Origin of the sequence: uncultured Umboniibacter sp., assembly GCF_947497555.1 — a bacterium.
Taxonomy (GTDB): Bacteria; Pseudomonadota; Gammaproteobacteria; order Pseudomonadales; family DSM-25080; genus Umboniibacter.
In genome coordinates, this window is the sequence record NZ_CANMGY010000006.1 from 122,302 (window position 1) to 145,057 (window position 22,756).

21 protein-coding genes are annotated in these 22,756 nt (G+C 49.6%); 5 read left to right on the forward strand and 16 right to left on the reverse strand.

The genetic code is table 11. The annotated features are described in order from the left end of the window. The first annotated feature begins 80 nt into the window (after window positions 1-80). The 3 genes from argE (at window position 81) to ilvD (ending at window position 4,564) form a co-directional block, all read left to right on the forward strand. A complete protein-coding gene (argE, locus tag Q0698_RS08630; protein WP_298635770.1) occupies window positions 81-1,232 on the forward strand; it encodes an acetylornithine deacetylase in 1,152 nt (383 codons plus the stop codon). Next, a complete protein-coding gene (gene argA, locus Q0698_RS08635; protein ID WP_298635774.1) occupies window positions 1,229-2,518 on the forward strand; it encodes an amino-acid N-acetyltransferase in 1,290 nt (429 codons plus the stop codon). Before argE ends, argA begins: the two co-directional genes overlap by 4 nt. A gap of 207 nt (window positions 2,519-2,725) precedes the next feature. Continuing rightward, a complete protein-coding gene (gene ilvD, locus Q0698_RS08640; RefSeq protein ID WP_298635776.1) occupies window positions 2,726-4,564 on the forward strand; it encodes a dihydroxy-acid dehydratase in 1,839 nt (612 codons plus the stop codon). 115 nt (window positions 4,565-4,679) lie between these two features. Here the strand turns inward: ilvD and Q0698_RS08645 are convergent, their stop codons facing one another. From Q0698_RS08645 to Q0698_RS08680, 8 genes are all read right to left on the reverse strand, one after another. Then, a complete protein-coding gene (locus Q0698_RS08645; RefSeq protein WP_298635778.1) occupies window positions 4,680-5,576 on the reverse strand; it encodes a hypothetical protein in 897 nt (298 codons plus the stop codon). Window positions 5,577-5,910: 334 nt separating this feature from the next. After that, window positions 5,911-7,239 (reverse strand): hypothetical protein, encoded by a 1,329-nt coding sequence (locus Q0698_RS08650; RefSeq protein ID WP_298635779.1) that lies wholly within the window; start codon window positions 7,237-7,239, stop codon window positions 5,911-5,913. A 10-nt stretch (window positions 7,240-7,249) separates the two neighbouring features. Continuing rightward, a complete protein-coding gene (locus Q0698_RS08655) occupies window positions 7,250-7,867 on the reverse strand; it encodes an energy transducer TonB (protein ID WP_298635781.1) in 618 nt (205 codons plus the stop codon). A gap of 10 nt (window positions 7,868-7,877) precedes the next feature. Beyond that, entirely contained in the window at window positions 7,878-8,288 is a 411-nt protein-coding gene (locus tag Q0698_RS08660) for a biopolymer transporter ExbD (protein ID WP_298635783.1), read from the reverse strand. Window positions 8,289-8,335: 47 nt separating this feature from the next. After that, window positions 8,336-8,863: a MotA/TolQ/ExbB proton channel family protein gene (locus Q0698_RS08665; protein ID WP_298635785.1), complete on the reverse strand. Its 528-nt coding sequence runs from the start codon at window positions 8,861-8,863 to the stop codon at window positions 8,336-8,338. 2 nt (window positions 8,864-8,865) lie between these two features. Beyond that, a complete protein-coding gene (locus Q0698_RS08670) occupies window positions 8,866-10,260 on the reverse strand; it encodes a MotA/TolQ/ExbB proton channel family protein (RefSeq protein ID WP_298635787.1) in 1,395 nt (464 codons plus the stop codon). Continuing rightward, window positions 10,257-11,039 (reverse strand): DUF3450 domain-containing protein, encoded by a 783-nt coding sequence (locus Q0698_RS08675; protein ID WP_298635790.1) that lies wholly within the window; start codon window positions 11,037-11,039, stop codon window positions 10,257-10,259. Before Q0698_RS08675 ends, Q0698_RS08670 begins: the two co-directional genes overlap by 4 nt. A 360-nt stretch (window positions 11,040-11,399) precedes the next feature. Continuing rightward, on the reverse strand, window positions 11,400-11,909 hold the full coding sequence (locus tag Q0698_RS08680) for a dihydrofolate reductase (RefSeq protein ID WP_298635792.1): 510 nt from the start codon (window positions 11,907-11,909) through the stop codon (window positions 11,400-11,402). Between the two features lie 173 nt (window positions 11,910-12,082). Here Q0698_RS08680 and Q0698_RS08685 point away from each other — a divergent pair, with 173 nt between their 5' ends. Next, window positions 12,083-12,934: a thymidylate synthase gene (locus Q0698_RS08685; RefSeq protein WP_298635795.1), complete on the forward strand. Its 852-nt coding sequence runs from the start codon at window positions 12,083-12,085 to the stop codon at window positions 12,932-12,934. A 37-nt stretch (window positions 12,935-12,971) separates the two neighbouring features. Here Q0698_RS08685 and lgt read toward each other — a convergent pair whose 3' ends face one another. The 4 genes from lgt to rppH are packed head-to-tail and all read right to left on the reverse strand — an operon-like array spanning window position 12,972 to window position 17,335. After that, window positions 12,972-13,763 (reverse strand): prolipoprotein diacylglyceryl transferase, encoded by a 792-nt coding sequence (lgt, locus tag Q0698_RS08690; RefSeq protein ID WP_298635798.1) that lies wholly within the window; start codon window positions 13,761-13,763, stop codon window positions 12,972-12,974. After that, a complete protein-coding gene (locus Q0698_RS08695; RefSeq protein ID WP_298635801.1) occupies window positions 13,764-14,567 on the reverse strand; it encodes a sulfite exporter TauE/SafE family protein in 804 nt (267 codons plus the stop codon). A gap of 4 nt (window positions 14,568-14,571) precedes the next feature. Next, window positions 14,572-16,842, reverse strand: coding sequence for a phosphoenolpyruvate--protein phosphotransferase (gene ptsP, locus Q0698_RS08700; RefSeq protein ID WP_298635803.1), 2,271 nt, complete (start codon window positions 16,840-16,842; stop codon window positions 14,572-14,574). Window positions 16,843-16,846: 4 nt separating this feature from the next. After that, window positions 16,847-17,335, reverse strand: a complete 489-nt coding sequence (gene rppH / locus Q0698_RS08705) for an RNA pyrophosphohydrolase (protein WP_298635805.1) — start codon at window positions 17,333-17,335, stop codon at window positions 16,847-16,849. A 147-nt stretch (window positions 17,336-17,482) separates the two neighbouring features. On the opposite strand from rppH, the gene Q0698_RS08710 reads away from it, so the two are divergent. Continuing rightward, window positions 17,483-18,136 carry an HAD family hydrolase gene (locus Q0698_RS08710; RefSeq protein WP_298635808.1) on the forward strand — a complete coding sequence of 218 codons (654 nt, stop codon included), beginning with the start codon at window positions 17,483-17,485 and terminating at the stop codon, window positions 18,134-18,136. Window positions 18,137-18,311: 175 nt separating this feature from the next. On the opposite strand, the gene Q0698_RS08715 is transcribed toward Q0698_RS08710, so the two are convergent. From Q0698_RS08715 to Q0698_RS08730, 4 genes are all read right to left on the reverse strand, one after another. Then, window positions 18,312-19,517, reverse strand: coding sequence for a class I SAM-dependent rRNA methyltransferase (locus Q0698_RS08715; RefSeq protein WP_298635811.1), 1,206 nt, complete (start codon window positions 19,515-19,517; stop codon window positions 18,312-18,314). Between the two features lie 75 nt (window positions 19,518-19,592). Continuing rightward, the gene (gene gcvH / locus Q0698_RS08720; protein ID WP_298635813.1) at window positions 19,593-19,979 is read right to left on the reverse strand and encodes a glycine cleavage system protein GcvH; all 387 of its coding nucleotides are present in this window, start codon (window positions 19,977-19,979) and stop codon (window positions 19,593-19,595) included. A gap of 128 nt (window positions 19,980-20,107) precedes the next feature. Beyond that, window positions 20,108-21,679 carry an iron ABC transporter permease gene (locus tag Q0698_RS08725; protein ID WP_298635816.1) on the reverse strand — a complete coding sequence of 524 codons (1,572 nt, stop codon included), beginning with the start codon at window positions 21,677-21,679 and terminating at the stop codon, window positions 20,108-20,110. Then, a complete protein-coding gene (locus Q0698_RS08730; protein ID WP_298635819.1) occupies window positions 21,680-22,699 on the reverse strand; it encodes an extracellular solute-binding protein in 1,020 nt (339 codons plus the stop codon). Window positions 22,700-22,756 lie beyond the last annotated feature (57 nt).

Below are 22,756 nucleotides of genomic sequence, written 5' to 3' on the forward strand. Positions count from 1 at the left end.
TTTGTCGTTCCATGTTAACTTAGACACTATGGTTGACCACCAAAACCACTACCACAGTTAGTCACGAGGACCATTAAGGTATGGATTTAGCCCACTACACCCAGCAATTGGCCCAACTCGTGGCGCAGCCCTCAGTGTCCTCTACGAGCAGTAGTTACGATCAATCCAACGAAGCCGTTATCGATCTGCTCGCTTCGTGGACTCAGTCTCTGGGGTTTCGAGTTGAGAAAATGGCGCTGCCAAATAACCCTGGCAAGTTCAATCTTGTGGCCACCTTGGGCACTGGCAGTGGCGGTTTGATTCTTTCTGGGCACTCTGACACCGTGCCCTGCAACCCCGACAAATGGCAGCAGGACCCCTGGCAGCTCACCCAACGTGACGGCGCCCTGTATGGTTTAGGCGCCACAGATATGAAGGGCTTTTTCCCACTCGCGCTAGCGGCATCGCAGCACTTCAAGGCCCATGAATATCGGGCACCACTGATTATTCTTGCCACGGCTGATGAGGAATCGTCGATGGCCGGTGCCATGGCGCTGCGTGACCAAAGCTACCCTATTAGCCGTGCCGCAGTCATTGGCGAACCCACTGGACTTACCCCCATTCGCGCCCACAAAGGGGTGATGATGGAGTCTATTCGAATTGTCGGGCAATCCGGGCACTCCTCCAACCCTGAGCTTGGACTCAATGCCATGGACATTGCGGTGACCCTGCTTAGTTACTTAAAGCGCTTGAAGCGGAGCTTACGTTCACGCTATCACGATGAGCGTTTCGCGATTTCCTATCCCACCATGAACTTTGGCTGTATTCATGGTGGCGATAGTCCGAATCGGATCTGTGGCGAAGTGAATATTCATTTCGATGTTCGGACGCTACCAGACCTAATCCAAGATCAGCTGCGCCAAGAGATAGCCGAATACTGCGCCAAGCTTGCGGCCAAAACCGGCGCTATCATTCAACTAGCGCCACTGATTAATTCAGTTCCATCCTTTGACGCGGGGATTAGCGAGCTGGTTCAGCTCTGTGAACAACTCACTGAAAATTCTGCCCAAACTGTGGCATTTGGAACCGAGGCACCCTATTTGCAGGCTATGGGTATGGATACCGTCGTAATGGGGCCTGGCTCCATTGACGTAGCCCATCAGCCCAATGAATTTATCGAACTCTCGCAACTTGAGCCCGCATACGCTTTAATTAGCAAACTTATCCATCATTATTGTATTGCAGCGCTATGAAACAACACGAACTCGTACAATGGTTTCGTCAATCGTCTCCGTATATCAATCTTCATCGTAAAACCACGGTGGTGATCAACTTGCGAAGCGAAGTCATCAATCACGATCACTTTCGAGCCTTTCTCCATGATCTTGCGATTGTGCACAATCTTGGAGTGAAAATTGTCTTGGTGCTTGGCGCACGTCGCGCTATTGATGAAGCGTTTGAGAAACAGGGTATTCACAGCGAATTCCATCAGGGAAAACGCCTGACCTCAACGGAAATGATGGAAGTTATTGCCTCTGAGGTTGGCAGGCTTCGCAACTATGTTGAGGCGAAACTTTCCATGGGCCTTATTAACTCACCCATGCATCAGGCAAATATTAGCGTTGTGACTGGTAACTTCGTTGTCGCGAAACCGCTGGGTGTGGTTGAGGGCATTGATTACCTGCACACCGGCGATATTCGCAGGGTGAATGCTCCAGCCATACAACAACAATTAGATAACGGTAATGTGGTGCTCATTAGCCCCATTGGACATTCGCCCAGTGGTGAGAGTTTTAACCTTGAGGCCGATGACCTGGCGGTGCAACTCGCTTCAGCCTTAAGGGCTGAGAAGTTAGTGAGTGTTTACGATCAAGTTCCTGAGAGTATTTCAACGAGTTTAAGTGTGGCCGACGCACAGTCTTTATCGAATACAGACTCACTAAGCAGCGAATTGGCTCAGGTGGTATCAAGTTTATCCAAGGCAGTGAGTTTAGGCGTGGAACGCGCCCACCTAATAGATATCAATATTGATGGTAGCCTGTTGTCCGAGCTCTATACGCGCGACGGTCAAGGAGTGATGGTCTCTAGCGAACCCGACTGGATCATCCGCTCTGCACGGGTTGATGACCTCAACGCAATTATTAATTTAATTCGCCCCCTCGAACAGTCTGGCGCGCTCGTGCGCCGCTCCCGAGAACGTCTAGAGGTAGAACTCCCCTATTTCAATTTAGTTGAGAAGGACGGGATGATTATTAGCTGCTGTGCGCTGTACCCCTTTGAGGATCAAAGTGCCGAGGTGGCCTGTGTTGCCACTGCGCCGGAGTATCGTGGCAGTGGTGTGACCGTTCAGCTACTAAAACGGGTTGAGGCGAATGCCAAAGTAGCAGGTGTTACCCGGCTATTCCTGCTCACTACGGGCAGCATGCATTGGTTCTTAGAACAGGGCTTCGTTCCGTCTGAATTGGAAGATCTTCCTACCTCAAGACGGGAAATGTATAACTACCAGCGTAATTCTAAGCTGATGGCTAAGCCGCTCTAGCAGCCTCCGCATGGCGAAAATTTACGCCGTCATTCTAGGATTAGGCTGAGGTATCCGCTGCGGTGTTATCGGCGTCACTTAGCTATAGCCAGTTGTTCGCCTGTTCGATAAACAATCCGCATAGTTCCCCGGTGCAAAAAGACGGCTAAAGCCCGCTTACTGTGGTAATCTTCAGGCATTCCTAATCGTTATTGTGTGAGTAGATTTATGCCACGTTATCGTTCGAAAACTACTACTGAAGGCCGCAACATGGCGGGTGCTCGTGCCCTTTGGCGCGCCACCGGCATGAAAGATGCCGACTTCCACAAACCCATTATTGCGGTGGCAAACTCCTTCACTCAGTTTGTACCAGGCCATGTTCACCTCAAGGATATGGGTCAACTCGTTGCACGAGAAATTGAGCGCGCGGGCGGCGTAGCAAAGGAATTCAATACTATTGCGGTAGACGACGGTATTGCGATGGGTCACGACGGCATGCTCTATTCGCTGCCATCACGGGACATCATCTCCGACAGTGTTGAATACATGGTCAATGCCCATTGCGCTGACGCCCTCGTTTGTATCTCTAACTGCGATAAAATCACCCCAGGAATGCTTAACGCAGCACTTCGCCTAAACATTCCAGTGATCTTTGTTTCCGGTGGCCCTATGGAAGCGGGTAAGACTAAGCTTTCAGAGAATAAGCTTGATCTCGTGGATGCTATGGTGATTGCCGCCGATGATAGCGCTAGTGATGAGAAAGTCGCTGAATACGAACGTTCAGCCTGCCCTACCTGCGGCTCCTGCTCGGGTATGTTTACCGCCAACTCAATGAACTGCTTAATGGAAGCGCTAGGCCTCGCTTTACCCGGTAACGGTACGGTGCTGGCTACTCACGCCGATCGTGAAGAGCTGTTCCTAGAAGCTGGTAGAAGTATTGTTAAATTGGCAAAGCGCTACTACGAAGAAGATGATGAGGGCGCATTGCCGCGTAACATTGCTTCCAAAGCCGCATTTAATAATTCGATGGTCGTTGATATCGCGATGGGCGGTTCTACCAACACCATTTTGCACTTACTCGCTGCCGCCCAGGAGGCCGAGCTCGACTTCGACCTTGGCGACATCGACGCGCTAAGCCGCAAAGTACCGCAGCTGTGTAAGGTGGCTCCGAATACGCCGAAATACCATATTGAGGATGTCCACCGCGCTGGCGGGATAATGGGCATTCTGGCTGAGCTACGCCGTGCTGGTCTCATTGACGACGCAGTGCCCTGCGTCCACGCGCCCACCATTGGTGAAGCCATCAGTCATTACGACATCATGAACACCGCCGATGAGGCGATCAAGAACTTCTACAAAGCCGGCCCCGCGGGTATTCCTACCCAGACTGCGTTCTCGCAGAGCTGTCGCTGGAATAGCTTAGATGCTGACCGTGAAAACGGTTGTATCCGCCACCATGAGCACGCCTTTAGTGACGAAGGCGGCCTAGCAGTCCTCTATGGCAACTTGGCCGAAGACGGCTGTGTGGTAAAAACCAGTGGCGTGGATGAATCTATCTGGTACTTCGAAGGTACCGCCCACGTTGTAGAATCGCAGGACGATGCCGTGGACGATATCCTGAATGATCGCGTTAAAGCAGGCGCAGTAGTGATCGTTCGCTATGAAGGGCCTCGCGGTGGACCGGGTATGCAGGAAATGCTCTATCCAACGAGCTATCTAAAGTCCAAGGGCTTAGGAGCCAGTTGTGCGTTGCTTACCGATGGTCGATTCTCGGGTGGTACGTCGGGCCTTTCCATTGGTCACTGCTCTCCAGAAGCGGCAGCTGGCGGTACGATTGCCCTGGTTAACACTGGCGACAAGATAATTATCGATATCCCTAATCGCGCTATCAATTTGATGGTATCCGATGAGGAGCTAGCGGAACGCCGAGCGATTCAAGCGCTAAACGGTTTTAAGCCGGCGAAGGCACGACCTCGTAAAGTCAGTGCTGCACTAAAAGCCTATGCCATGCTGGCTACGAGTGCGGACAAGGGTGCTGTGAGGGATCTGAGTAAATTGGATTTCTAATCCTCTTCACTAACACTATAAAAAAAGCGGTACAGACATCTGTACCGCTTTTTTTTTGCTTTGCAATTAGCCTATATCTACTCAATTGAGAGTCGGGCTAAAGGCAGTCTCAACGTTATGACTGATCTTCAATCACCAGCTCGGAACACTGTTCCACGGGTTCAACGCTTACACTGACAGATTGGCTTAGCTTTTCGACTGCCATGCAGTTACGCGAATTCGGATAGAACTCCGCTCGACGATTAGCAGCCAATAACGCGTTGTCTATACTATCCAACTCCAGGAATGACGCAAACTGTAGGTTGTAATTAGCCTCATAGGCCATGCCGTCTGTTGCTTCGCGATTTGATATGACCGCTGATATATCTTCTACAGCGCGCTGGAAATTACCAGTTTGAAAACTTACCGCTGCACGGAGTTGCAATTCATCAACGGTAGGCTCCTCACCGAGATCCCATGCGTAACCGAGGTAATCATTAGCGCCCTCCCAGTTCTGCAATACGGCAGCAAACTTTGCTAAGTTTACGAGCGCTGCCTTCTCGGTCGCTTCTGAGATCGCAGAGTTGTAGGCTAGCATCTGTTGGTAGGATACCGTTGCGTCTTCAAAGCTATTTAGCGTAGCCTGGATACCGCCAAGGTAACGCCAGTACATTGCCTTTTCGTAGTCATTCCAGGCACTGATATCCCATTCTTGCATTTCCGCTACTGCATTGTGAAACTGCTCTTCGGACGAATCCTCGACAAACAGTTCGAGGACTGGCTCGAACTTTCGACCAACCTTAGGCGACATCGCTTGCTGTTGAGAATATCCGCGTTCGGGACGTTGCGTGTAGACATACTGGGGCGTTGATCCAGGCTCCACATGTCGCTGTATCTCCTCTGTGCGCGGTTCGTAGTCAAATTGCGCCGAGGTTTCTACCTTCGCTATATCTTCACTAGCGCTTACCGTTCCGACCGCTGAGGCCATCGCAACAGTTAATAGCACTACACTGCTAATCCGTAAAATATCCATACTTTTAATTCCTCTTACTTATCCCTGAACGGAGCGCCTATCGACACTCCACTAATTTCGGTAAAGCGGTAAAGCGGTAAAGCGGTAAAGCGGTAAAGCGGTAAAGCGGTAAAACGGTAAAACGATAAAACGATAAAACAACATGATGATTGTTGAATGATAATTACTATCATTTACATAAAGTTAGCTAGATTCGCATAGCGAGTCAAGTCCATTAACGCACTTTGGTGGTGAATCAGGGCAGCCATCATAGGGGTTTCACTGCCAAATACTTTCCTAGGGACATAAAAAAACCCAGCACTAAGGCTGGGTTTCGTCGACATTAAAGGATTTACTAGCTTTGTAACGACGCTAATAAATCAATCTTCTGCTGTACGTAGTTGATATAACCATCAGCATAGCGCTGACTAGTGCCACTCGCGTTCTTAGCACGTTCGAACGCAGCCTTAGCTTCGTCAAAACGCTTCAATGCCATGTAGGCTTGACCCTGCAGGATGTGAACCTGAGCGACATCCCGAAGACCGCCGCCCTGGATAGCTTTGCGCGAAGAATTGATGGTCTCTTCGTACATGCTTTCCTGGAGTTCTGCTCGTGCTAGGAGTGACCAGTTTTCACCGTCATCGGAGAGCTCTGCTGCCTTACGACGAGATTCAATCGACTTCATGTATTCGCGAGCCTGATACCACCAGCTTGCAAGATACTCAAAGTTTTTCTGATTCTCTTCAACAATACCTGCGTCGATTCCCTCTTGGAAGTACTTCGCTGCAAGGTAAGGGTTGGCCTCAGAATTCCAAAGCGAGGCAAACGTTGAGATCTGACTCTCGCGGTCAAAGTAACCTTGGTCATAGCATACCTGCATCGCTGCAAGCGCTTCAGGGATACGCTCACGGTCTAGGTACATTGAATAAAGACGCTTCCAACTTGTCGCAGAGGGGTAGTGGCGAACCATTACTTCCGCAACGCGTAGCATTTCATTCGGTTGACCTAGCTCGGAGTAGATGGCGAATTCCATGTTATAGTCGCCTTCCTTTGCCTTACCCTGCTTTGCTTCAGAGTCAGCAATAACGACTTTCATGTCATCCAACGCACCACGGAAATCCTGCTTCTGATACTTGAAAGTACCGCGAAGCTTGTAACCTTCCATCGTAGGTGTTGGAATCAACTGCCACCATTCGTCGATGAATCCGAGTGCACCGTCCCAATTTTCATCAACCGCTTCAAGCTTAGAGAGCATTAACAGCGTCTCTTGCTCCATGCGAGGTTGAATATCAGTACGGTAGTTCATCATTTCGATGTAACAACGCTTTGCGTTGTTGTAGTCTTCCATCGTGGCGTAAATGCCTGCCTGGTAACGCCAGAACATTGCCTTCTCGTAGCCGTTCCAACGTTCGATGTCGTAGCTCTGAAGAAGCTCTAACGCTTCCTGATAGTCAGCAGTCGTTGGGTTTTCCAACTCGAACACTTCAAGTACTGGCTCGAAGTAACGGCCTACGCGCGGAGACATCGCCGGTACCCGACGTGTTTCCTGTTGTTCCTCTTCCTGAGCCACCGCTGAAAAACCTGTCACAGCAGTTTGTGGCAACTGAGAAAGTACCACAGGACCAACCATCATTGCCGACGCTAGAGCGGTAACACGAAACATTTTTGTAACGAATGTTGTCATTTTTTACTCCTTAGTCGTCGCCGAACTCAAACGTGAAACGGTTTCGTACGTTAGGTACCTTGATGGCAACACCATCAACAACCCGCGGACGATACTTAAACTTGGCTGCCGCACGACACGCTGCACTGTTAAAGATAGTGGTTGGGTTACCCGAAGTCGTTGCCGCTTCGATCACCACACAGTCTTCTGTAGTACCAGATTCTGTAACGGTGTACTGAGCAATTGCGTAGCCTTCAATACCACGAGACTGAGCTCGACGTGGGTACTGAGGTGCTACCTTAACAATTGGCAAGTACTCGCCATCGGAGACGTTCAAACCGCCAGCATCGAAACCGAGTTCAATACCTGTACCTGCTCCACTCGTATTTAGACCGGCGTCAAGATCTGGATCTTGAAACTCAGGCTCGGGTAGATCGGGTGGTGGCTGATCCGGCTCTTCGGGCTTCTCTGGCTTCTCTTCTTCCACAATGTCATTGATTTCCGGTTCGGTCATCATGATATCTGGAATAGCCATACGTTTTTTGTCGTCCATTTCAATCTCTTGGTCAATCAGCTTAGCCATAAGCATGAAAAGACCAAACGCCACTACAACGGATAGCGCAATGGACGGTAACAATCGTAAATTCATCGCATTCTCCCTAATTATGTAACGTTGAAACGGAAATATCGACAGCACCTGCTTCCATCGCCGCGTCTTTGACTACTGCCAACAAACGGACGTCTGAAGTAGCGTCGGCCTGAATCACAACCTGTGAATCCGGGTTATCGACGAGCATGCGTTCGATAGTAAGACGAAGTGCGTCTTCTTCTACTGTTTTTTTATCCATCCAAATTTGGTTTTCCTTAGAAACACCAATCAGGATGTTCGCATTATCTTTCGAAATTGCTGTCAGTGCCGCAGGACGTTCAATATCCACGCCTGGCTCCTTGACGAACTGCGCCGTAACAATGAAGAAAATCAGCATGATAAACACGACGTCTAGCATCGGAGTTAAATCAATTTGTTGCTCTTCATCTTTGGTCGCTTTCGATAAGCTATTTCTGCGCATGGTAATACCTCGTTAGGTCATAGAGCCGCCCAAGAGCGGCAGCTATGTTAATGATCCATGGTCAGATGGTCTTCCAACATCTTGCTCGTAACTTCAGCTTTCTGCTCAAGGTACGTTTTAGCAAACAAGCCAGAAATCGCAATCACCATCCCAGACATTGTTGGTAGGGTTGCTTTCGCAACACCGCCAGCCATTGCCTTTGCGTCACCACCGCCGGTTACAGCTAACACGTGGAATACTTCAATCATACCGGTAACAGTACCGAGAAGACCAAGTAGCGGTGCTAGGGCAACCAAGGTTGCTACCATTGGTAGCAACGCTTCAATGCGTTGGCGGGCACGTGAGATAAGCATCTCACGAACCTGGTGAGCAGCCCAGGAAGTGCGTTCGCTACGCGCTTCCCAAGAGTCGATTGCTGCTTTGATGTCTTTCTTGACACCAGTCTGGAAGTACCAGATGCGCTCAAAGACCAAAGTCCATAGGATGAACACTAGTACTCCCAACGCCAAGAGCATCGGACCGCCCTTGTCGATGAAGCCGCCTAGAGCCTCCATTTGCATCTGTAACCAAAACATAATTACTTCGCCTCAGAGCGCGTCGCAACGATACCAGTCGCTTGCTCTTCAAGTACTGCAAGTACCGACTTAGAGCGGCCTGCTACGATAGTGTGAAGAAGAACCATTGGGATCGCGACACACAAACCAAGTACTGTAGTCATCAATGCTGCCGAGATACCACCAGCCATTGCTGTTGGGTCACCTGCACCGAAGATAGTAATTGCCTGGAAGGTAATAATCATACCGGTAACGGTACCAAGAAGACCTAGTAGCGGAGCCACGGCACCGATGATCTTAATGATGTTTACACCCTTCTCGATAGCTGGACGCTCTTTCAGGATCTGCTCAGAGATTTTCAGCTCTAGCGTTTCAAGATCCGCAGAACCGTTATCAGCAGCAACCTGTAGGATACGACCTAGTGGGTTCTTAGTGTCAATGCTTTCAGACTTAGCCTGAGCATTAACTTTCGCTGACATGCCAACTAGAACAACCATGCGTAGAAGCGCAATCAACACACCAATAACACCGATGGCGATGATGATGTAACCCACTTCTTTACCTTGAGCGATACGCTCTTCGATCGTTGGGGTATCGATCAATGCATTCAGCAATGTGCCACCAGTAGGACCTGTTGGGTCAACCTTAAATGCGGTGAGACCAGACGTCGCTGCGCCTAGGTTCTCAGCACCAGCAAGTGCGTCATCACGCTGACGTGGTAGCTCAGATACGATACCAGTAGTTGGGTTGAAAGAGAGGTACTTACCGTCAGAAACCAAGTTGAATACACCAACTCGAGTAACTGCTTGGTTGTTTGACTCACCGTTCGGGTTAGTTACGTCTGCGTTGAACGTTACAACTTCGCCGGTAGCAACCATTTCACGCTGCACTTCGAACCAAAGTGCTTCGATTTCTGCAATGGTTGGTAGCTGATCAGAAGTTGTGTCCAACTTAGCGATCATGTCAGTGATAGCCTGCTCGCGCTGACCGTACTGAACGGAAGTGATTGAGTTCTTGAAGATCTCACGTGAATCACCAGCGAAACCCTGTAGGTGACCGAAAAGTTCACCAAGATCACCCTTTGCTTCGTTCAAACGTGCACGTGCATCGCGGATCCTTTGAGTATTCGCTTCGTAATCAGCTTCAAGCTGAGTCAAGATCTGCTGCTGACGTGTTTCTTCTGCGCGAGCTTGGCGAAGAAGTGCCTGCTGATTGTTACGCTCACGTGCGAAACGTGCTTCACGCTCTTGGTGCTCTTGAGTCAACGCGTAACGATTGCTACGAATGTCATTAAGCAGCTGGTCAAAGGTTACAGCGCTGTCAGCTACTGGAGCTTCCGTTGCTTCTTGAGCCATCGCGCTTGCGCCAAATGTCGTTGCTACTGCTAGGGCAGCTGATACTAGGAAGTTCTTTTTCATTGTGCTGCCTCCGGTGCGATAGCCGGGATTGTCATAAGATCAGCAGGAGCCTGCTTCTTAGCAATACGTAGACCTTGGATAATTGCAGAACGGTAAGCGTCGTCCGTTAGAACTTCCCACTGACCTGAATTGCTGTTAAATGCGATAGAAGTCTTCTGATCCGAAGACTGAGCCATAAGGGCAACACGACCTATCTGTAGGACGTTCATTTCCTTAGGACCTTGACCGAAGTCAATCACTTCTGAGTAGTGATCAATCTTACGACCGTACTCGTTTTCAATTTTGTAAGCTTCCAACACCTGACGGAAACGCTCAGCAATCGTTAAGCGTGGGTCAGTCATGTTGTCGCGAAGATCAGCAATACGCTGTTCACGCTCTGACTTACGGAATGGCATATCAAGCGCCACGAAGTTCTCAAGAGCGACCAACATACGATCTGTAAGTGGCTGCATCTGACGCTGCATTACAGTAACTTGCTGAATCGAGGCTTCGATATTTGCAATGCTAGCTTCTTGACGATCAATAGACTGCTGCATCTGACGGTTGAAAAGTTTCAATCCATCGATAGAGTCATTGACCTGCTTATATTCTGAGATAATGCTATCCGCTTGTTCTTGGATAGCGTCGACACGTTGTTGCGAAGATGCACCATCTTGCGCGACTGCGTTGCCAACTTCGAGGACATTATCAAGTTCGTCTGCTAGTACTGAAGTACCAACAAGCGCACCACCTGATACTGCTGCGGCTAAAACCGCCACTTTCATACGCTGTTTTTTCATTTGAATCCAAACCCCGTGTTGGGAATTTATTGTCGTTTACATATTTAGAATATGATGAACAGGCAGTCACCTAGATGACAGCCAGCGTTAGCTGCATTCTACACACAGCATTACGAAAGTAGCAACGGCATTTAAAAAATGACGGAGGCTGCTTTCTTATTATTCGATCAGTTACTTACCTTTACTAGATTAGCATCGATCCATTTGTTGTGTAGTTCTAATACCTTTAGGTATAAAAAATACTGAAAAGTATGCACACATTGTGCCTACTCCCTATGAAAAATCCAACCCCTCAGCATTAAAAATGCGACCAAAGGCTATTTTTTAGTCACCCATACAATATTAACTCAACTTTATGACCTAACGATGACGGTCATACGTTACAAAGCTATATGGGTAAGGGTTAGTTTCGGAAGCTGCAAAATCCTTTCGGCTTACTTCATGCCAATCTTCCATATTTGGCATGTCAAAACGCGCATCACCAAATACATTTGCTCTCACCTCCGTAAAGTAGATTCTAGACGTCTGAGCCATTGCTTGCGCATAGATCTTAGCGCCACCAATGACAACGTACTCATCTACTCCATCTATTTCGGCCTGAGCTGAAGCTACTCGATGAGCAGACTCAAGATCATAGACAACAGTCACCCCTGGGTAGTTCCATTCGGTGTTGCGGGTGACCACAATATTTTTGCGCCCTGGAAGCGGACGGCCAATTGAATCAAAGGTCGCTCGCCCCATAATAATAGGCTTAGACATTGTGACTTTACGAAAGTACTTAAGGTCCTCAGGCAAATGCCAAGGCAATTTATTGTCTACCCCTATTACGCCGTTTTGTGCGGCCGCAACCATGAGTGCACATCGCACCATATGTATTCCACTCCTCTAAAAGTAGTCAGCGCAACAGCCTTAACGAGCGCATCCAAAGACGCTCGAAGCGCTCAACCTGCTGAATACCAACGGAAAGTTCAACAGAGCTTTATCGCTTCTTTTAAGACTGATACCATCAATGAATCATTTACTCATTGCACCGTACAAAACTTATGAAACAATATCTAGATTTATGTCAGCGAATTATTGATGAAGGTAGCTGGGTTGCTAACGAGCGAACCGGTAAACGCTGCCTAACGGTAATCAATGCGGACCTTGAATACACCGTAGGCCCTAATTCATTCCCGCTCGTCACCACGCGCAAAAGCTTTTTTAAAGCCGCTATAGCCGAAATGCTCGGTTACCTGCGAGGCTACGACAACGCCGCCGACTTTCGCGCCATTGGCACCAAGACATGGGATGCCAACGCGAATGACAATGAAGCATGGGTTAACAACCCTGCGCGCAAAGGTGAGGACGATTGCGGCTTTATCTATGGCAAAGTTGCGCGAAATTTCCCCAAGCCTGACGGCGGCTCCGTTGATCTGCTAAAACAAATTATCGATGACCTCCGCGCCGGGAAAGATAATCGCGGCGAAATCCTCACCTTCTATCACCCGGGCGCATTGCACCTTGGCTGCCTTCGCCCCTGCATGTATAGCCATCATTTCTCTCTGCTAGGTGGCACGCTTTATTTGAACAGCACCCAGCGAAGCTGTGACGTCCCGCTAGGGCTCAACTTCAATATGGTTCAGGTCTATGTTCTATTGGCGTTAGTGGCGCAGATTACCGGACACAAGCCTGGCAAGGCGTTCCACAAAATTGTTAACGCGCATATTTATGAAGATCAATTAGCGCTTATGCGCGACGTGCAGTTAAAGCGCGAGCCTTTAAGCTCCCCAACGCTTCATATCAATCCTAAGATAAAAACGCTAGAGGACATTGAAACGTGGGTAACCGTTGATGACTTTACGCTTGAGGGCTACGAATTCCACCCTCCTATTGCCTACCCTTTCTCGGTATAACAGTAAGGGGTGTTAGGACGCTAACACCCCTTCGGCACTACTTACGCGATTGCCGTGCCGCCATAATTAACAACATGACGCCGCCCAAAATCATCGGCACACAAAGCTCTTGTCCTCGGGTAAGCCCTCCTAGTATTACCGAGCTAATACCTTCGTCCGGTTCCCGGAAGTACTCCACAATGAAGCGAAATACTCCATAACCCAACAGGAAGATGCCCGACGCGGTATAACGAGGTCGTGGCTTTAGCGTCGCTAAGAACAGAATAATGAACAGCACCAACCCCTCAAGAACGGCTTCGAAAAGCTGCGAAGGATAGCGATAAAGCTGAGCAGGGTCGGCGGGAAAAACCATTCCATAGGCGAAATCAGCAGGCGCCTCACGCCCCCATAGCTCTTGGCCAATAAAGTTACCCAGGCGACCTAAGCCCAACCCAATGGGCGCCAGCGGAGCGACAAAATCAATGACATCGAAGAACGGCTTATTAATGCGCTTGGCGTAAATCATGATGGCAACAATCACACCCAGTAAACCACCATGGAAGGACATTCCGCCCTCCCAAATACGCAATGCCCATAGCGGATCAGAGAGAAAATAGTCGAAACCATAAAAGAGCACATAGCCAAGTCGACCGCCGGCAATCACACCCAGTGCACCATAACTAATTAAGTCTTCAACCTGATTACGCTGCAGCGGACTGTCTATACGATTAGCTCGAACCCAAGCTAAGCCAAAGGCAAAGGCCAGCCCAAATAGATACATCAGCCCATACCAATGAACCTCTAACGGCCCAAGACTAAACGCAACGGGATTAAAATCTGGATAAGTCATTCAAACAACTCCTAGCAGAGCGGCAACTACAAATACCAAGTAGGCCGCGAAGCTCTTTTTTAATTTAGCAGGGTTAAAGCGGTGGGCTAGTGCCACGCCTAAAGGCACCGTTAAGCTGCTAGTCAGCAACATACCGAGCACCGCGGGTAAATAGATAAAGCCGAGCGAATAACTCAAATTGGCAACTTCGCCGTAGCCAAAATAGGCATAACTCAACGTACCACTCAAGGCAATCGGGACGCCACACGCAGCCGCTGTACCTACGGCTTCGTGCGCAGTAAAACCGCGGTAGTTCAGCCACGGAACCATGAGTGCACCGCCACCAATACCAAACAATGATGATAACCAGCCAAAACCGAAGGTGGATGATGCGCCACCAAGCGAAAAGCCCGAAATGTCTTTCGCCGCGTGACGTTGTGGGGACCAATTGGATGCCATCTGCGCCGCAACGAATAACAGGAAGGCGGCGAATAACAAAATCAACCAGCGACTATTGAGCTCAGACGCAGCGAATGAACCAATCATTACGCCAACAACAAGCGACGGAGCAGCCCATTTGACGACTCGCCAATTTACCGCGTTGCGCTTTGAATGCTGTCTGGCCGAGCTCACACTGTTAAAGCAAATTAACGCAAAGGAAGTCCCTACTGCGACCTGCATCACCACCGAGGCGTCAACGCCCAACCCCAAGAGGACAAAAACCAGTGCCGGCACCATTACGGTGCCGCCGCCAACGCCAAAGAGCCCGGAAACGAAACCAGCGAAGGCTCCCAAAACCAAGAAAATTAACCACTCTATCGTCATAGGATCAGTCGGTAACTCGACTTAACAGCAGCGGATCAACCCCACGCTTGATAAGCTCCGCCGATACAAACGCCCTTAACTCCGTTGCCCGGTCAAAGTCTGCCGTCAATGCAAGCATTTCTTCCATATCCGAAAACGGCAGCTGCCGTATTACTGCTTTAACCCGAGGCAAGGCATAACTATTCAATGAAAGATAGCGATAGCCCATCGCGAAAAGCAGCACCGCCGCACCCGGATCACTGGCTAATTCGCCACAAAGACTAACTGGTTTACCCTCTTTTGCAGCGGCCGTGGCAACATGCTGGAGCGCATTTAGCACGGCAGGGTGATAACTTTCATACACATCAGAGACACGCTCGTTGTTTCGATCAACGGCTAATAGGTATTGAATTAAGTCATTCGAGCCAACCGAAAGAAACGCCGCCCGCTTAGCCAGACGATCGGCCAAGTAAACGGCCGCCGGGACTTCAATCATCACGCCAATATCTGGCAATTTAATATCATAGCCATCGGCCATCATCTCTTCGTGGGCACGGATGATAAGTTGTTCAGCGCGATCAAACTCCTGCATTGAGGCGATCATCGGCAGCATAATTTTAAGATTATCTAAGCCTTCACTGGCAGACATCATAGCGCGAACCTGCCCCAGGAAAATCTCGGGGTGATCCAAAGAGATACGAATACCTCGCCAGCCTAGGAATGGATTATCCTCCTCAATAGGAAAGTAATTCAGTGGCTTATCACCGCCAACGTCTAGGGTGCGCATAGTAACGGGCTGAGGAGCAAAGGCGATGAGTTGCTGTCGGTAGATGCGGCTCTGCTCTCGCTCGCTCGGAAAACGTTCTTTGAGAATAAAGGGAATTTCAGTTCGATAGAGACCCGCCCCTTCTGCGCCCACTTCCTTGGCCTGAATGGCATCGGTCGCAAGACCGGTATTTGCCATGAGAATAAGTCGCTTACCATCCGGCGTTCGTGCAGGAAGGTTCTTAAGCGCTCGCAGCTCCTTAGTGAGCTGAGCCGCCTGTGCCGCCACTTCGCTATAGTGCGCTCGAATTTGCGGCTTCGCATTGAGAATGACATGACCGCGATAACCGTCAACAATGAGCTCTTGACCGTCGAGATCTTTGAGTTGAAGTTCCTCGCACCCCATCACTGTGGGGATGCCCATAGCACGAGCAAGGATGGCTACGTGAGAGTTACTTGAGCCCTTAAGCGAGACCAGCCCGGCAATACGCTTATGATCAATTTGGCCCAAGTGCGTAGCCACCAAACTCCGGGCTACCAGAACGCAGCGCTCGGGAAGGTCTTTACGTTCGCTCACTGACGGAGCCAGATGTGCTAACAGGCGCATACCCAGATCTCTGACGTCCGCGGAGCGCTCGCGCAGGTACTCATCATCCATATTGGTGAATACGCGGACATGCCCCTCGAAAACTCGAGCGGTGGCATACTCTGCGGCATCGCCCGTTTCAATTCTGCGGACAATCTCACCACCGATAGCCTGGTCATCCAGCATGCGCGCATAGACGTCGAATAACGCGACTTCCTCGCGGTTCAATTCCTCTTCGAGCGATACGGCTAGTTTATCTAATTCGGCCCTTAGCTGGGTCAATGCATTATGAAACGCTGCAAGTTCAGCATCATGATCAACGACTTTGCGTTTGGGTACGGAGCGAAAATCCTTTTGGGACGACAATACGACCGCATGCCCCACGCCAATACCGGAGGCACTCGCCAAACCCTTATAACTCTTTTCCTTACTCGGATCGCCGACCCTTTGCAGATCTTCGTTCTCCACCACCTCGGCATAGGCCAAGACACCTGCTAGCTGAGCCGATGCCGTGATAATGATCGATTCATCTTCTTCATCAAAGGCCTTGCGAGAACGATGCTGCACCACGATAACGCCCAACACCTTACCCGCATGCATAATTGGTGCACCGAGAAAGGCATCGAAGGACTCTTCACCTAAGGCTTTAACGAAATGGTAGCGAGGATGGTTAGCAGCATTGCTTAAGTTGATGGGTTCTTCGCGCTCAGCAACCCATCCGACGAGACCTTGATTGGAGTCCAGCACCAACTTCTTCTCGAGCTCCCTAGACAGACCTTCGGTGGCCATCAGCGTGATTTGCTGAGAGTCACCATTGCGTAACCAGATTGAACAGGCATCAGTCTCAACCGCTGAGCGCACGCCCTCAACAATCGTGCGAAGCGCTTCATCGAGCGTCTCGGCATTGTTAACCTGTTGAACAAGTTTTCGCAGGGCCTGCAACATGGGGCTAATCCTTGCTTAGTGAGCGATGCAGTAAGGGCAGTAATTCATCCATGGCGCGACGGTATACTTCGCGCTTAAAATTCACCACCATGCGTAACGGATACCAATAACTCACCCATCGCCATGAATCGAATTCAGGCTTTCCGTAGGCATTCAAATCGATGGCCGATTCTGGCGCCGTTAGACGTAGCAGAAACCATTTTTGTTTTTGACCAATACACAGCGGTTTTTGACCGTGACGAATAAGTCTATGGGGCAGACGATATCGGAGCCAACCACGGGTCTCTCCAATAATATCAACGTCTTCCTCACGTAAACCAACTTCTTCGTAGAGCTCTCGATAAAGCGCTTCGCGCGGCGATTCGTCGCCATCAATCCCACCCTGTGGGAACTGCCAAGATGTTTGCCCTGCTCGTTGAGCCCATAATACTTGACCGCTGCCATTGGTGATTATGATCCCGACATTTGGGCGGAACCCATCCGAGTCTATCACCTGACACCTCTAAATTTTTTCAATTACCACCATTGTTACTTTTTTCGCTATTTTTTGCTAGTGATACTTGTTGCTAGTGGTTAAGCTAGAGCCCTCGCAGAGCACTAAACCTCTGAGATATACGCGTTGAATTGAAGGATCTAAACTATGGCACTCGCACTTTTCGATTTGGACAATACATTAATTGTTGGTGATTCCGATCACTACTGGGGTGAGTTTCTGATTGAAAAAGGCTTAGTTTCAGAAGCCGAGCATCGGGAAAAGAATGATCAATACTATCGCGACTACTTGGACTCCAGCCTTGATATCAATGATTATCTGCATTTTGCCATGGGCCACTTTCACGGCAAATCGCTGAGTGAAGTCCAGCCGCTTCTGGACGAATATGTTGCCAACGTCATTCCCACTATCGCACCGAATAGCCGCGAGTTAATCGAGGCGCACGAAAGTGCTGGCGACACCTTAGTGATCGTTACCGCCACCAATCAAATCTTGGCGCAAGGCGTGGCGAAAGCATTAGGGGTTGAACATCTTATTGCCACTGACGTGCGTATCGAAGATGGCATTATTGTGGGGGGCTTAGCGGGCGAGGCAAACTTTCGCGATGGTAAAATCATCAACATGAAGCAGTGGATTAAACAGCACGGCGGTACCTTGTCGGACGCTTACTTCTACAGCGACTCCCACAATGATATTCCCCTACTCGAAGCGGTTAGATGGCCGATTGCGGTGGACCCGGATGAGCAACTTACCCATTGGGCGCTGCTCAACGATCACCCTATTATCAGCTTGAGAGACTAGCCCGGCTGAACTGCCTGAGCACAGCACAGAACAGTGGGCCGATAGCTCAGTTGGCGTAAAGCTTGAGAAACTAACCCTAATCTGCGGCTTACCCACTGTTAGCAACAACTCACTAACTTAGTGCATGACTGCGCCGACGTAACTAAATCGCTTCGTCGGCGCAACGAATCAGCGGTTACGACAGCTCGCGAACTACTCGGCAGAAAATTGCTTTGAGATAATCCGTTTCTGGAATTGCCGGATGAACTGGGTGGTCGAAGCCCTGACGGCCATCGTAGAAAATCTGCGCCTGACGATCAACATGACGGCTCGCTACGCGAACCACTTCACCTAAACGCTCACGTCCAAGGTGCATTGAACACGATGCTGACACTAATGTGCCTTCACTCCCCATGAGACGAATTGCGAGTTGATTCAGACGATGATAGGCCTGCTCGCCCTGCTTTAAGTCTTTGCGGCGTTTAATCAGCGCTGGAGGATCAACAATCACGACATCAAAGTGCTCACCCTGATCCACTAACTGCTTCATTACTTCAAAGGCATTACCCGTCATTGCGGTAACTTTATCCGCTACGCCATTGCGCTCTGCGTTAGCGAGAACTTCCTCACAGGCGAACGCCGAGGCATCAACACACACTACTTCGCTGGCGCCATGCTTTGCCGCTTGAACACCCCAACCGCCTACGTAACTGAAGACATCCAGAACGCGCTTGCCGTTAACCATACCATTTAGGCGAGCTCGGTTTTCGCGATGATCGAAGAACCAGCCAGTCTTTTGTCCATCGATAATTGGCACTCGGAACTGGGTATCATTCTCGACAAGAAGCACTTCCTCAGGTAACTCCCCGGAAATAACTTCCACGTTAGCCTCAAGCCCCTCATCGGCGCGGGCAATGGAGTCGTTGCGGTAAACAATAGCCTTCGGTTCGAACACTTCATTAATCACGTTTACAACGGTTGGACCGAACTGATCCATAAACACTGAATTCAGCTGTATTGAGAAGACGTCATTGAAACGATCAATGACTAGCCCTGGCAGCCAATCAGCATCACCATGAACCAAACGATAGTAGGGCTGAGAATAGGTCATCTCTCGGAGGCTTAACGCCTGACGAATGCGCTTCTTCAAATCGCCTTTGGTAAATTCCGTGGTTTTGGTTCTACTTAAAAAGCGCCCGCAGATGAGATTATTCGGACTCATCACGGCCAAGCCTAAACGTTTGTCATCATGAGCTTTGACCAACACTTGCTCGCCCAAACTAAAGGTTTTAAGCGAAGAGCGCTGTTTGTCTACTTCATTCGAATAGAGCCACAGGTGACCACCGCGAATGCGCTTCTCTGCACCGCGTTTGAGGAAGAGCGTATTTAGGCTGTCTGACATGATGAAAAATACTCCTGGGTATACAACTGAAAAAGCAGGCCGTAGCCTGCTTTTGAGCGAACAGACGTTTATGAATTAAGCGTCTTCGCAAATGTCCTGGTAAGCCTCTGCATCAAGCAGACCGTCAAGTTCTGACGTATCAGTAAGACGAAGTTTGTAGAACCATCCGTCTACATAAGGGCTTTCGTTAACGGTTTCTGGCGCATCTTCTAGCAGGCCATTAACTTCTACAACTTCACCCGATAGTGGGCTGTAGATATCCGATGCAGCTTTCACTGACTCAACAACACCTGACTCTTCTCCTTGGCTTAGTTCAGCGCCAACTTCTGGCAGTTCAACGAATACGACATCGCCGAGGCTATCCTGTGCGTGGTCAGTAACACCGACAACTGCGAAGTCACCTTCGATACGAATCCACTCGTGCGAATCAATGTACTTTAGTTCAGCTGGAATATTGCTCATTTCTCTCTCCGTGACAGGTGCGTCTTTTAAACTATTTATAGTCGTTAATTATTCAGATGGCGAATAGATTACCGAAAAATTTCGTAAAGGAAACAGTTATTTATTTAAATCATTAAGATTCACACTATTCAATTGTTTTTTGCTGTTTTATTCAACAGATAAACAACCGGAAGTATCGAGACCAAAACGAGAATTAAAGCCGGAACAGCGGCCTGCTGCCATTCGCCCTCACTGGTCAGTTCGAAGATCTTAATGGCCAGCGTATCCCAGCCAAACGGTCGCAATAACAGGGTGGCGGGCATCTCCTTCATAACGTCAACTAGCACCATCAAGGTGGCAACGTATACACCCGGGCTCAGTAGCGGCAGCACTACTCGCCGAAATTGTTGGGCGGAAGACACACCCAGAACCCGAGCGGACTCCAGTAAACTAGGCTTAATTTTCGCCATTGCCGTCTCAATTGGCCCATTAGCCACGGCATAGAATCTCGCTAAATAAGCGAGAATCAAGACAAACGCACTACCCATCAGGAAATGCCGCGCCAGCAGACTATCAATCTGCGCCGCGACGATCATCATCCCCACTGCCATCACCGAACCAGGCAACGCGTAGCCAAGGCTGACAAAGACCTGTAAATAGGAAAGCCATTTACTGCGATTATAGAAGTTAGCCAGCTGGGCAAGTGTTGCAAACACTACCGCAACCAACATTGCCATGACGCCGAGCTTGACGGTATTGAGAATAAAGCCGATGAAGCGTGGATCGCGCAGTAACGAAAATTCGTCCCATGCCCAAATAACTAACTGCACTAGCGGCAGTAAAAAGGCAAAAAAGAAGATCGCAAAGCACCATGAAGTTGCTAACCACTTCGCAGCACCCGCAAGTTGAAAACGCTGCAACGGTGCAGAATTTTCTGCAAAACGACCACGGCGATTAAAACGTTCCAGGAGCAACAACACGGCAACAAGGAGTAAGAGTAAGCTGGCCAATTGAGTGGCGGTTGAGAGGCTATAGAAGCTCGACCAACTCTTGTAAATTGCCGTGGTGAACGTCTGATAGTTAAAGACGGATACCGCACCAAAGTCTGCCAAGGTTTCCATGAGCGCCAAGGCCAAGCCGGCTGCTATCGCTGGCCTTGCCATGGGTAAGACAACACTAAAGAATGCTTGCCAAGGGCCCTTTCCCAGCGTTCTGGCGGCCTGGATCGAGGTAATCCCCTGGTAGCGAAATGCCGTCCGCGCGAGTAGAAACACATAGGGGTAGAAGACAAGAGACAGCACTAGCATCACCGCTAGAGGGTGGCGAAGGTCTAGATAAACTCCCGGGAATTGAGCGGCGATAAACTGCTGAAGTGGCGAACCGAAGTCCGTAATACCCAAAACTACAAAGGCTAATACATAGGCCGGCATGGCCATGGGCAGGACTAATGCCCAGCTTAACCATCGCCTACCTGGGAAGTCACACACCGAGGTCAGCCACGCGGTTGATACACCAAAGAGCAGCACACCAACCGAAACACCTAGCATCAACAATAGGGTGTTAGTGATTAACTCGGGAAGCTGTGTTCGCCAAAGGTGAGACCATAGTTCAACATCGATACTTCCCCAACTGCTAATCAGCGCGACCACGGGGGCCGCGACCAATAGCAAAACTAGGGCAATAGGGACGTAGCTAATTGCCAGTCTATTGCCCTGCAGCATTTAGCGGTAACCTACTTCATCCATCAGCTTCATCGCTTGCGCTTGGCGCTCACCGGCGACGCTGAGATTAACCTGATCCGTCTTAAAGTCACCCCATGAAGAAACCTGTGCGCTGCGCTCAACCGAGACGTTTACGGGGAATTCTTGGTTTATCTCCGCAAACAGGTATTGCGCTTCGGGCTGACTGAGCCATTCGATTAACTGCTGAGCAAGCTCAGGATTCGGCGCGTGTTTCAGAACTCCAGCACCGGAGATGTTAACGTGGATCCCGCGCTGCTCATCGCCCTGATTCGCCCAGAACAACGCCAACGGTAGCTCTGGATTTGAAACCTGAAGTCTGCCGAAGTAGTAGGTGTTTACAATCGTGACATCGCATACGCCAGCCGCAACAGCTTGCATCGCCTGAGTGTCATTTGAGAAGGGCTCTTGAGCTAAGTTATTAACCCATCCCGTAACAACCTCTCGAGTTACCTGCTCACCATCCGCTTCAATCATGGTAGCAACTAGGCTTTGATTGTAGACCTTCTGTGAAGTTCGCAGACATAGGCGATCATTCCAGGCTTCACCCGCTAGCGCTTCATAGCTAGAGAGCTCCTCAGGCGTCACGGTGTCCGTGTTATACACCATAGTCCGAGCGCGCTGTGATAGCCCAAACCAGAGATTGTTTGGATCACGCAAATTAGTCGGAACATTTGCACTTAAAATGTCGCTATTAATAGGTGCGAGTACACCGCTTTGTGCGGCGTGCCAAAGATGCCCTGCATCAACGGTAATAAATACGTCAGCCGGCGTATTTTCGCCCTCAGCTTCAATTCGGGCCAATAGAGGGCCTGCTGAATCCGTGATATAACGAACTTCAATACCTGTTTCGGCCGTAAAACGGTCGAATAGAGGCTTAACTAGCTGTTCTTTACGCGCGGTGTAAACGGTGAGAACATCAGCTTCTTTTGTTGGTTGATCACAGCCAACTAGCGAGCTTGTGGCGGCAATAAAAGCCAGCCAAGTAACCATTTTTTTCATTGAAAACCCTATATCCACATACCTATCAAGAATGTTCACTATCAAACCTAATTGATA

Excerpts from the sequence above, each read along its gene's own strand:
- argE (WP_298635770.1), top strand. The coding sequence starts at position 81 with ATGGATTTAGCCCACTACACCCAGCAATTGGCCCAACTCGTGGCGCAG.
- argA (WP_298635774.1), top strand. The coding sequence starts at position 1,229 with ATGAAACAACACGAACTCGTACAATGGTTTCGTCAATCGTCTCCGTAT.
- ilvD (WP_298635776.1), top strand. The coding sequence starts at position 2,726 with ATGCCACGTTATCGTTCGAAAACTACTACTGAAGGCCGCAACATGGCG.
- Q0698_RS08645 (WP_298635778.1), bottom strand. The coding sequence starts at position 5,576 with ATGGATATTTTACGGATTAGCAGTGTAGTGCTATTAACTGTTGCGATG.
- Q0698_RS08650 (WP_298635779.1), bottom strand. The coding sequence starts at position 7,239 with ATGACAACATTCGTTACAAAAATGTTTCGTGTTACCGCTCTAGCGTCG.
- Q0698_RS08655 (WP_298635781.1), bottom strand. The coding sequence starts at position 7,867 with ATGAATTTACGATTGTTACCGTCCATTGCGCTATCCGTTGTAGTGGCG.
- Q0698_RS08660 (WP_298635783.1), bottom strand. The coding sequence starts at position 8,288 with ATGCGCAGAAATAGCTTATCGAAAGCGACCAAAGATGAAGAGCAACAA.
- Q0698_RS08665 (WP_298635785.1), bottom strand. The coding sequence starts at position 8,863 with ATGTTTTGGTTACAGATGCAAATGGAGGCTCTAGGCGGCTTCATCGAC.
- Q0698_RS08670 (WP_298635787.1), bottom strand. The coding sequence starts at position 10,260 with ATGAAAAAGAACTTCCTAGTATCAGCTGCCCTAGCAGTAGCAACGACA.
- Q0698_RS08675 (WP_298635790.1), bottom strand. The coding sequence starts at position 11,039 with ATGAAAAAACAGCGTATGAAAGTGGCGGTTTTAGCCGCAGCAGTATCA.
- Q0698_RS08680 (WP_298635792.1), bottom strand. The coding sequence starts at position 11,909 with ATGGTGCGATGTGCACTCATGGTTGCGGCCGCACAAAACGGCGTAATA.
- Q0698_RS08685 (WP_298635795.1), top strand. The coding sequence starts at position 12,083 with ATGAAACAATATCTAGATTTATGTCAGCGAATTATTGATGAAGGTAGC.
- lgt (WP_298635798.1), bottom strand. The coding sequence starts at position 13,763 with ATGACTTATCCAGATTTTAATCCCGTTGCGTTTAGTCTTGGGCCGTTA.
- Q0698_RS08695 (WP_298635801.1), bottom strand. The coding sequence starts at position 14,567 with ATGACGATAGAGTGGTTAATTTTCTTGGTTTTGGGAGCCTTCGCTGGT.
- ptsP (WP_298635803.1), bottom strand. The coding sequence starts at position 16,842 with ATGTTGCAGGCCCTGCGAAAACTTGTTCAACAGGTTAACAATGCCGAG.
- Q0698_RS08710 (WP_298635808.1), top strand. The coding sequence starts at position 17,483 with ATGGCACTCGCACTTTTCGATTTGGACAATACATTAATTGTTGGTGAT.
- Q0698_RS08715 (WP_298635811.1), bottom strand. The coding sequence starts at position 19,517 with ATGTCAGACAGCCTAAATACGCTCTTCCTCAAACGCGGTGCAGAGAAG.
- gcvH (WP_298635813.1), bottom strand. The coding sequence starts at position 19,979 with ATGAGCAATATTCCAGCTGAACTAAAGTACATTGATTCGCACGAGTGG.
- Q0698_RS08725 (WP_298635816.1), bottom strand. The coding sequence starts at position 21,679 with ATGCTGCAGGGCAATAGACTGGCAATTAGCTACGTCCCTATTGCCCTA.
- Q0698_RS08730 (WP_298635819.1), bottom strand. The coding sequence starts at position 22,699 with ATGAAAAAAATGGTTACTTGGCTGGCTTTTATTGCCGCCACAAGCTCG.